The sequence below is a fragment of the Sphaerospermopsis sp. FACHB-1094 genome, from assembly GCF_014696195.1.
Taxonomy (GTDB): Bacteria; Cyanobacteriota; Cyanobacteriia; order Cyanobacteriales; family Nostocaceae; genus Sphaerospermopsis; species Sphaerospermopsis kisseleviana.
Window position 1 is genome coordinate 1 of sequence record NZ_JACJPT010000154.1, and the last position, 9,846, is coordinate 9,846.

Genomic DNA, 9,846 nt, shown 5'->3' on the forward strand with positions numbered 1-9,846 from the left:
AGTTAAAGTAGCGATAAAACTAGGTCTAGACCTCAGTGGAATCAGTAGGGTGTCTTTGATAGCACCGTTGAAGGTTCGTTTGTGGACTATTCAAGAATCCCCCGGCTTTTAGCCGTGGGGAGTATCAATTCCTTTAGCTTAAATAATGAAGTCAAAATTCAAAGGCAATTAAAATAACAGTTATAACGCTGTTATTACCGTGCTGTACTGCCTACAAAACCTTCAGTTTTACCAGTTTATCAACTTGATCAAAGGATAATTCCCGTGAACAAAACCAACTCAGACATTCTTAAATCATCAGATCCTGCTGTTAACGACTTAATCAGCCAAGAACTACAACGGCAACGTGATCACCTAGAATTGATAGCTAGTGAAAACTTTACTTCCGCTGCTGTACTAGCGGCGCAAGGTTCTGTCTTAACCAACAAATACGCCGAAGGTTTACCAGGTAAACGCTACTATGGTGGTTGTGAATTTGTTGACAAAATTGAACAAATAGCCATTGATAGAGCTAAACAATTATTTGGTGCTGCTCATGCTAACGTCCAACCCCATTCTGGCGCACAAGCCAACTTTGCTGTATTCCTTACTTTGCTAGAACCAGGGGATAAAATTATGGGCATGGACCTATCACACGGTGGACACCTAACCCACGGTTCACCAGTGAATGTTTCCGGCAAATGGTTCCAAGTGCGTCACTATGGAGTTAGCAAAGAGACAGAACAGCTTGATTATGATCAAATTCGGGATTTAGCAATTAAAGAACGTCCAAAGCTGTTAATTTGCGGTTATTCAGCCTATCCCCGGATCATTGACTTTGAAAAATTCCGCAGTATTGCAGATGAAGTTGGCGCTTACCTGCTTGCGGATATTGCTCACATTGCTGGGTTAGTAGCTACAGGGCATCATCCTAACCCCATTCCCTATTGTGATGTAGTGACAACAACCACCCATAAAACCTTACGTGGACCTAGAGGCGGATTGATTTTAACCCGTGATGCAGAACTCGGTAAAAAGTTTGATAAATCAGTATTTCCTGGTACTCAAGGTGGACCATTAGAACACGTAATAGCAGGTAAAGCTGTAGCCTTTGGGGAAGCATTGAAACCTGAGTTTACAACTTATTCTGGTCACGTGATTGAAAATGCTCGTGCTTTAGCTACCCAACTGCAAAATAGAGGTTTAAAATTAGTATCAGATGGTACAGATAATCATTTAATGCTAGTAGATTTACGTTCTGTGGGTATGACAGGTAAAAAAGCAGATAGGTTAGTGAGTGAGGTAAATATCACCGCTAACAAAAATACAGTGCCTTTTGATCCAGAATCACCATTTGTTACCAGTGGATTGAGATTAGGTTCACCAGCCATGACCACAAGAGGTTTAGGAGTGGCAGAATTTACAGAAATTGGTAATATTATTAGCGATCGCCTACTTTCCCCAGATTCTAAAACAGTAGCAGAAGATTGCCGTCGTCGAGTCGCAGCATTGTGCGATCGCTTTCCCCTGTATCCTCACCTAGAAATTCCTGTACCAGTTCTAGCTTAAAAAGCATTCATGCACCAACCAGAAGCAGCCCTAATCGCAGCTGCTTTAGCTGGTGCAGTCTTGGGATTTCTAGGCTACAACGTCAATACCGCTCCAATCTTTAGGGTGATAGAGGATCTTAATTGTATCGGCTAGTAACTAGACATCTCCAAAATAGAATGTATTAATTTGTCATAAGTTGTAGGTGTCATAAGTTGTAGGGGCGAAGCTTATGGGCGATAATTTAACGGAAAAATCAGACATCTAAAATATCCCATAAGCTTCGACCTGCCCCCATAAATAGGTTTCATAATTTCTTTTCTGGAGATGTCTACTGTAAATTCAATACTTTTCGGTCAACTAATAACATATAAATCATGTAGGTTGGGTTGAGGAACGAAACCCAACTTTTACAAGCGTTTGTTGGGTTTCACTTTGTTCAACCCAACCTACAAAAACTCTTAACCAAACAGTATTGACTGTAAATTACCCTAGATTACTAATGGACATAGCCATTTACACCATAGACTGTTAAGAGATTTTTCCCAATCACCAATCACCAATCACCAGTCCCATGAGTGCAGAAATTATTTGTGTTGGTACTGAATTATTGCTAGGAGATATTCTCAACAGCAACGCTCAATTTATCGCCCAGCAGTTAGCACAGTTAGGCATTCCTCACTACTATCAAACTGTGGTGGGAGATAATCCCCAAAGACTCAAACAAGTGATTGAAATTGCAGCTTCCAGAGTGCAAATTCTGATTTTCACCGGTGGTTTAGGACCCACACCAGATGATCTCACCGGTGAAACCATTGCGGACTTTTTCGGTGTTCCCTTGGTAGAAAGTGCCGAAATCCTAGAAGATATAACTCAGAAATTTGCCCAAAGGGGACGGGTAATGTCTCCTAGCAACCGCAAACAAGCTTTAATTCCCCAAGGAGCGAAAATTTTACCAAATCCCACAGGAACAGCACCGGGTATTATTTGGCAACCTCGTCCAGGATTAACTATTTTGACTTTCCCTGGTGTTCCTAGTGAAATGCACCGAATGTGGACAGATACAGCAGTACCTTTTCTGAAAAGTCAAGGTTGGGGTCAGGAAATTATTTACAGTCGCAGTTTAAAATTTTGGGGGATTGGTGAATCAGCCTTAGCAGAAAAAGTATCTGCTTATTTGAATTTACCTAACCCAACAGTCGCACCTTACGCTGGCAAGGGAGAAGTTCGGCTGCGAATTTCTGCCAAAGCGCCTGATGAAAAGGCAGCAAAGGAATTAATTGCACCTGTGGAAAACCAACTCAAGGAAATTGCAGGCTTAGATTATTACGGTGCTGATGATGATACCTTAGCTTCTGTTGTTGGTGAGTTGTTGCGATCTTCAGGGGAAACTTTATCAGTGGCAGAATCTTGTACCGGTGGGGGATTGGGACAAATACTGACAGAAATTCCTGGCAGTTCTGATTACTTTTGGGGTGGGGTAATTTCCTACGATAACACCGTGAAAGTTAGATTATTGGGGGTTAACCCTGACGATTTAGAGCAGTTTGGGGCTGTGAGTGCTACAGTAGCTGAACAAATGGCTATAGGTGTGAAAAATCTTCTCCAAACTACTTGGGGATTAAGTATTACTGGAATTGCTGGACCTAGTGGAGGAACTGCTACAAAACCTGTGGGTTTAGTCTATATTGGTATGGCTGGTCCTGGAAATGAGGTGACAAGTTATGAGTGTAAATTTGGAACTATGAAAAATCGCTCTTTCATTCGCCTCCTCAGTGCTTGCACAGCATTAGACAATTTGCGTCGTTCAGTTATAGTGAGGACATCAGTATAAGAGGAAATCGAAGAATCGGAAGTCTGAAGTCTGAAGTCTGAAGTCGGGAGTTGGCAGTGATCAGTGAGGGACAATAAATCAGAAAATTTGGGGATAACAAATAGACCAAACTCTTGCCTCTTGCCTGTCTCTACCACAAGACTTTTTCAGCAAACCTTAATCATCTAGACTACATCTCTATAACCAAAATTATGGTGTATAAGTAGTCGTGCAAAATAAATTTTATATTTGGGAGAGGGAACAGCGAACAGATAAGGAATACAGAGATTACTGAACTCAACCCTGGAAAATCCTAATATGGCGTTTCAGATCATGTAAGATACTCGCTAATCTATCCTTGGGTGACAAAAGTGATTTCACTGAGTTATTTTGTCCGGAAAAATTTTAAATTGATTGGATGTTAAGAGGTCAATGCTGATAAGTTATATGACAGGTAAGAAAAAATCCTATGCCAATAACCTAAGAGGCTTTAAAGATGCCAAGGACAATAACTGGTTGGCTCCCGAACATAATTTAGTGAATAAATTCACGGTTCTCTATTCTGGTAATATGGGTCTGTGTCACGATATGGACACCATTCTGGAAACTGCTAAACTATTGCGAGACGAACCGATTCAGTTTGTTTGCATTAGTATTGGAGCAAAACGACAAATTTTCCTGGAAGAGGTAAATGACTTAGGACTAACTAAATTTTCTGTTTCTGTTTTATTAAGAAAAAAAGTGCTACCTTATTATCTGACAGCTTGCAATCTGTCTTTGGTGAGTGTTGAAGCAGAGATGGAAAGCCTGGTTGCACCTAGTAAACTACACCCTCTTAGCGGTAGGCAGACCGATAACCGTGATTTGTTCTAAGTATTCTTATTTGCGGAAAATGATGATCGATGGTAAATGTGGCGTGAGTGTTGAAAATGGTGATAGTGTGACTCAAACTAAATCTATTCGCCTGCTGAATAGCGATCGCAAATTAGCAGAACTGATGAACAAAGCATCTCGAAAATATTTGCAATCAAATTTTACGCCGCCAATTATTGCAAGCCAATATTTTTGTGTGCTACAACATTCTAGTCTGTCGTCTATAATCTAAACTGTTTCAATCAGCACAAATTTGATAAAATGTCCGACAGGATTACAAAACTTAGTTTTTAGAATTTAATAACTGAAATTTTCAATGAGGAGCAGGGCTTTGATGGTCTTATTGATCTCGGTCCCTCCACCGCAACCTTCTGGTGATCTTTTTCGATCAAAATTGAGGAGGCCGAAGTGCAGAGAAGGTGTGACCGAAATCGGAATCGTTCTAAGCGTAGAGCTATATATTGTCCAGTACATAACTGCTACATGGATAGCATGAGTCAGAAATACAGTTTATTTGCTGAGAGACCTGGACAACTACAGGAGAGAGGCATCAGACGAAAAGAAGCTCTGATGTTAATCGCAGCCAAAACCGCAGTTCCTTTAGAGGGTGAGTGGTTAGAGGCGTTTTGGTGTGAAGATTGCCAAGAAACTAAATGGTATCACGTCCGTAAACGTGAATCTGTATATCATTTATCATTAGCACCAACAGAACTTTGGCAACAGGCAACAGGAGTAATTGATCCCCATCGTAACCCTTCTGTCAGTGAGTTCACATTCAAGCAGTCTCGTGTTGTCGGTGGTAACAACATCAGAGATTTTTGGATTAATAACAACTAATCAGGGTTTACTGTTAATAGGATAATATAAATATTATTAAAGCTGGTAAAAGTTTGATGAAGGTTTCATCAAAGTTTTAGATTAAAGACAATATCGAGTCCCTCTTTGCCAATGACGAGACCATTTTTGTCGCAGGACATCCCGATATTCGTGTCGTCCCCGATGTTCTCGTGGCGTTGCCCATTAAAAACATGGTTCATTGATCATTGCCTAAGTCCTCGTTTGAGTATTCGGTTTGAACTAATAGCGTCAACTCTAATTTATTTAGGGAATATGTCAATCAATCGCTCTCTATTCCTGAATTAGAATCTTTAGGAGAAGCTTTATTAGATTTTACAAATATGTCAGATTTAGAAAAATGGTTACAAGATAATCAATAACTCAGAGGATATCTGAGAAGTAAAAAAGCCCACATAACGGTATCCTCTCAGTAGAGAAAACACTTCAGTAGGACAGCTTTAAGAGAGCTATGAATCCATAAAAATGCGTGAGCATGACAGGGAGCAGGTAGCAAGGGGCAGGGAGCAGGTAGCAAGGAGCAAGGAGAAGTTAATAACCCAATCACCAATCACTAATCACCAGTCACCAATCACCAATCACCATTCCCCAAACTGGGATATTACAATTTTCTTATATGTATCAATATTCACCGCCTTTATCACCCCGGGAAGTTCTACCCACCATGTATGACTTACCGAGCGAAGACCCAGAGGAGCCTGGTTTGCCGTACGAATTTCACTTACTACAACCAGAGTTACTGCGGCTGACCTTTCGCCCTCCCACCTATAAAGAAGATCAGGTGTTCACAGCCAGTGACCTAAATTTATATTATGACTCCCGACACCCCCAATGGTATAAACGTCCAGATTGGTTTGCTGTCTTGGGAGTATCCAGGCTCTATGATGGCCAAGATTTAAGGTTAAGTTATGTAACATGGCAGGAGGGAATTTACCCCTTTGTGGTAGTCGAATTACTCTCACCAGGGACAGAAAAAGAAGACCTAGGGCGCAGTTTCAGGGAAGTGAACCAACCGCCTAATAAGTGGACGGTGTATGAAAGGATGTTAAGGATTCCCTATTACATAGTATTTAATCGCTACACAGATGAGTTACAAGCCTTTGGGTTAGTAGTGAATGAATATCAAGAGTTAAGCCCCCAAGGGGTGGGAATATGGCTCAAAGAAGCCGAGTTAGGTTTAGGACTATGGGAGGGGATTTATCAAGGGGTACATCGCCGCTGGTTGCGGTGGTATGACGGGGAGGGGAATTGGATTCCTACACCTGTAGAACAGGAACGCCAACGATCTGAACAAGAACGCCAACGGGCAGAATTAGCCCAGCAACAAGTAGAACAGGAACGCCAACGGGCAGAATTAGCCCAGCAACAAGTAGAACAAGAACGCCAACGGGCAGAACAGGAACGCCAACGGGCAGAACGTCTGGCGGCTCACCTACGGAGTTTAGGGATTAACCCACACGACATAGAGCTAGGCTAAGGAATGTTAACAGGCGATCGCTCAACCATGTGTATGATAACTAAAGTGATCGCTTTACACTGGTATTTGAGCAGAAGATATCAACCCTATTGCCATTTGTGCCAATTTTGCAGGGTGGAAACAGGGAAGAGAAATTACGCCAAGCAATAAGAGAGTTAAGACAGGATGAGCAACTGCAAGAGTTAGAACCGTTATTGTCATTTTTTGCTAGTTTTGTATGAGAGACTGTATGAATACAGAGAATATACCTGCAAAAATAATAACAGGCGAGTTATTGGATGATATTACCCAACGGCTAGTTTCTGCCCTGAATCCAGAACAGGTAATTTTATTTGGTTCCTATGCTTATGGTGAACCTACGGAAGATAGTGATGTTGATTTGTTAGTGATTATCTCCGATTCCAATGAACCCCGCTATCGTCGGGCGCGTCAAGCATATAAAGCCCTCCATGGGATTGGTATACCAAAAGATATTCTGGTTATGACCCGTGCAGAAGTAGAAAGAAAGTCCACCGTAGCAAGTTCATTAGTTAGTCAGGCACTCAGTCAAGGTAAAATCCTTTATGGATAGTCCTAAGGATGAGGAGGTTAGGCAGTGGATAATTAAAAGTCAGCGAGATATTAAGGTTGCCCGCATACTCATTGAAAATGAAGTATCATTATTAGATGCTGTTGTTTATCATTGTCAACAGAGTGCCGAGAAAGCATTAAAAGCTTATTTGACATATCAAGATTTAGTATTTAAGAAAACCCATGATCTGGGTGTTTTAGTAGAGATGTGTTCAGTTTTTGAACCACATTTTCAGGATTTGGAAGATATGGCGGACACTCTAACACCTTACGCCACCGAATTTCGCTACCCAGGGGACATAATTGAGCCGGAAAGGTATGAAGCTGAAGAAGCCTTGCAGATGGCTGCGACAGTGCTAGAGTTTGTAATTAAATTATTACCAAATAAATTCAGCCCCTAGCCGGAGTGAGTGGCGATCGCGGTTTATTGGTGAGAATTTGTACCAATTTTGCAGGGTGGAAATAGGGAAAAGAAATTACGCCAAGCGGTGAGAGAGTTAAGACAGAATGAGCAACTGCAAGAGTTAGAACCGTTATTATCATTTTTTGCTAGTTTTGTATTGGATATTCCCTTAGTTCAACAAATCATGAGGTGGGACATGACAGTATTAAGAGAATCACCCTGGTATGAGGAAATATTGAAAGAGGGATTACAGCAGGGGGAAAACAGGGATTACAACAGGGATTACAACAGGGGCGACAACAGGGGCGACTTGAAGGGGAAACCCAATTAGTTGTTATACGTCTGTTACAGCGTCGCTTGAGAACCTTGGATGATACACTCAAACAGCAAATTCAGATGCTACCAGTAGAGCAACACAAAAATTTAACATGACAATTTTGCACGAATTGAAAGAGAAAATAATCAACCGCAAAGCCGTTATCGGTGTTATTGGACTGGGTTATGTAGGCTTGCCTTTTGCAGTGGAAAAAGCAAAGGTGGGATTTCAGGTGATTGGTATTGAGCAAAATCCTGTGAGAGCCGAAAGAGTAAATAATGCTGATAATTATATTGGTGATGTCAAAGATGATGACCTCAAACAAGTAGTTAGTGATGGGAAACTCAAAGCAGTCACAGGATTTGGTGTTGTACCAGAAATAGATGTACTAGTAATTTGTGTTCCCACACCCTTAACAAAAAACCTCACACCAGACTTAAGCTATGTGGAAGGTGTCACTAAAGGCATTGCTAAATGGTTGAGACCGGGGCAATTAGTTACTTTAGAATCTACGACTTATCCCGGAACAACTGATGAAATTATGCGCCCGTTGTTAGAGGAGACAGGACTTAGACAAGGAGTAGACTTCTTTCTCGCCCATTCACCAGAAAGGGTAGACCCTGGTAATAAACGCTATACCACCAAGAATACTAATAAAGTTGTTGGAGCTTCTGACCCTAATTCTCTGACAGTCGCTAAGTTGTTTTATGAGCAAACCATTGACCATGTTGTGCCGGTAAATAGTGCTAAAGCAGCAGAGTTAGTCAAAGTGTTTGAAAATACTTTCCGCGCTGTGAATATTGCCTTAGTGAATGAACTGGCTTTATTGTGCGATCGCATGGGTATAGATGTCTGGGAAGTATTAGATGCCGCCAACACTAAACCCTTTGGGATTATGCCCTTTTATCCTGGTCCAGGGGTAGGTGGACACTGTATCCCCATTGACCCGCACTATTTAGAATGGAAGGCGTATCAACACTAAATTGGTTCCCTAATTTTTGGCAGCATCCCGAAAATGCACGACCTTACCCCCCAGACGTGTGGTCAGTTTATTCTTCTGTACAGCAAGGAAGTACCTCGCCGATGTGGGAGAAGATGCCCATCCTACTACAAGAATCTATTTATTTCCGCCGGACTGCCTTGTTATGTCCAAAGTCCTACCAATTTAAGAGATTGAATTATCTGTTTAGATCGGTTATTTCGATTCAGTTGCGTCTAGGAATCACCGCTTTTTGGAAGTTTGACGCGTATACTATTAAATTAAGAGTGGTTAAGTTAACTTAACCTGAGTTCGGGATAAGGAAAGGGACAGGTGTCCTTAATATTTGGCTCTTATAGGAGGCTATTTGTAAATGATTTTGAAGTAATCATAGACTATGTAGCGATCGCCTGACTTTTCCTTCTTTACATTTCTTTAGAAACAGCCTCTAAACGTCGCCCTCATTTTTATAGTTTGATTGTCTCTGGACAAATGTCTAGGTCAAAGGTGAAATACTCTGTATATGAACAAAGAATGTATTAATCTGCATATAACTTTAACGCCATTTCGTAATGAAAGTCGCCTCCTCAAAGAAACCTCTAGTTTACTCAAGGCCGAAGAATTAAAAAAAATCTTAATTGTTGCCCTATATGAGGATAAATTACAAGAATTTGAAACAATAGATGCTCGACGATCAGTGTGGCGAGTCAAGCTGAAATCTCGTAGTTGGTCTAAAAGCTTATGGGTACAAATACTGAAATACTTAGAGTTTGGGTGGCGTGTATCCAGGTTTGCTACAGCTAACCAAGTAAACATAGTGAATGTTCACTCTCTGGGTTTACTACCCTTGGGGGTATGGCTAAAATTGAAATTAGGAGCCAAGCTCATCTATGATGCCCATGAACTAGAAACAGAAACCGCAGGCGCTAAAAGTATCCGCAAAGCCCTCAGCCAATTGACTGAAAAACTATTAATTCCCTATGTTGACCTCACCATTGTAGTGGGCAATAAAATCAAAGAATTTTATCAAGGA

11 protein-coding genes and 1 pseudogene are annotated in these 9,846 nt (G+C 41.2%); 11 read left to right on the plus strand and 1 reads right to left on the minus strand.

All coding sequences use genetic code 11. The features are described from left to right. The first annotated feature begins 264 nt into the window (after positions 1-264). The 9 genes and pseudogenes from glyA (at position 265) to H6F47_RS25380 (ending at position 7,516) form a co-directional block, all read left to right on the plus strand. Positions 265-1,548: a serine hydroxymethyltransferase gene (gene glyA, locus H6F47_RS25345; protein WP_096569369.1), complete on the plus strand. Its 1,284-nt coding sequence runs from the start codon at positions 265-267 to the stop codon at positions 1,546-1,548. 553 nt (positions 1,549-2,101) lie between these two features. Beyond that, positions 2,102-3,361, plus strand: a complete 1,260-nt coding sequence (locus H6F47_RS25350; protein ID WP_190651548.1) for a competence/damage-inducible protein A — start codon at positions 2,102-2,104, stop codon at positions 3,359-3,361. 477 nt (positions 3,362-3,838) lie between these two features. Continuing rightward, a pseudogene (locus tag H6F47_RS25355) lies at positions 3,839-4,445 on the plus strand (glycosyltransferase); the annotation flags it as partial. 176 nt (positions 4,446-4,621) lie between these two features. Continuing rightward, the gene (locus tag H6F47_RS25360) at positions 4,622-5,050 is read left to right on the plus strand and encodes a hypothetical protein (protein ID WP_190651550.1); all 429 of its coding nucleotides are present in this window, start codon (positions 4,622-4,624) and stop codon (positions 5,048-5,050) included. A gap of 293 nt (positions 5,051-5,343) precedes the next feature. Next, a complete protein-coding gene (locus tag H6F47_RS25365) occupies positions 5,344-5,430 on the plus strand; it encodes a DUF4351 domain-containing protein (RefSeq protein WP_347239111.1) in 87 nt (28 codons plus the stop codon). Between the two features lie 254 nt (positions 5,431-5,684). Further along, positions 5,685-6,545 carry a Uma2 family endonuclease gene (locus tag H6F47_RS25370; RefSeq protein ID WP_190651552.1) on the plus strand — a complete coding sequence of 287 codons (861 nt, stop codon included), beginning with the start codon at positions 5,685-5,687 and terminating at the stop codon, positions 6,543-6,545. 98 nt (positions 6,546-6,643) lie between these two features. Continuing rightward, a complete protein-coding gene (locus H6F47_RS28730; RefSeq protein WP_277877183.1) occupies positions 6,644-6,766 on the plus strand; it encodes a hypothetical protein in 123 nt (40 codons plus the stop codon). Between the two features lie 8 nt (positions 6,767-6,774). Further along, on the plus strand, positions 6,775-7,116 hold the full coding sequence (locus tag H6F47_RS25375) for a nucleotidyltransferase domain-containing protein (RefSeq protein WP_137667305.1): 342 nt from the start codon (positions 6,775-6,777) through the stop codon (positions 7,114-7,116). Then, positions 7,109-7,516, plus strand: coding sequence for a HEPN domain-containing protein (locus H6F47_RS25380; protein ID WP_190348581.1), 408 nt, complete (start codon positions 7,109-7,111; stop codon positions 7,514-7,516). Before H6F47_RS25375 ends, H6F47_RS25380 begins: the two co-directional genes overlap by 8 nt. Here the strand turns inward: H6F47_RS25380 and H6F47_RS27545 are convergent. Then, positions 7,506-7,658: a hypothetical protein gene (locus H6F47_RS27545; RefSeq protein ID WP_199291297.1), complete on the minus strand. Its 153-nt coding sequence runs from the start codon at positions 7,656-7,658 to the stop codon at positions 7,506-7,508. The two genes, H6F47_RS25380 and H6F47_RS27545, sit on opposite strands and share 11 nt — an antisense overlap. 288 nt (positions 7,659-7,946) lie before the next feature. On the opposite strand from H6F47_RS27545, the gene H6F47_RS25390 reads away from it, so the two are divergent. Both H6F47_RS25390 and H6F47_RS25395 read left to right on the plus strand, forming a co-directional pair. Continuing rightward, positions 7,947-8,816, plus strand: a complete 870-nt coding sequence (locus H6F47_RS25390) for a nucleotide sugar dehydrogenase (RefSeq protein ID WP_242027494.1) — start codon at positions 7,947-7,949, stop codon at positions 8,814-8,816. 520 nt (positions 8,817-9,336) lie between these two features. After that, positions 9,337-9,846: hypothetical protein (locus tag H6F47_RS25395; protein WP_199291298.1), on the plus strand; the 510-nt coding region annotated here is incomplete at its 3' end.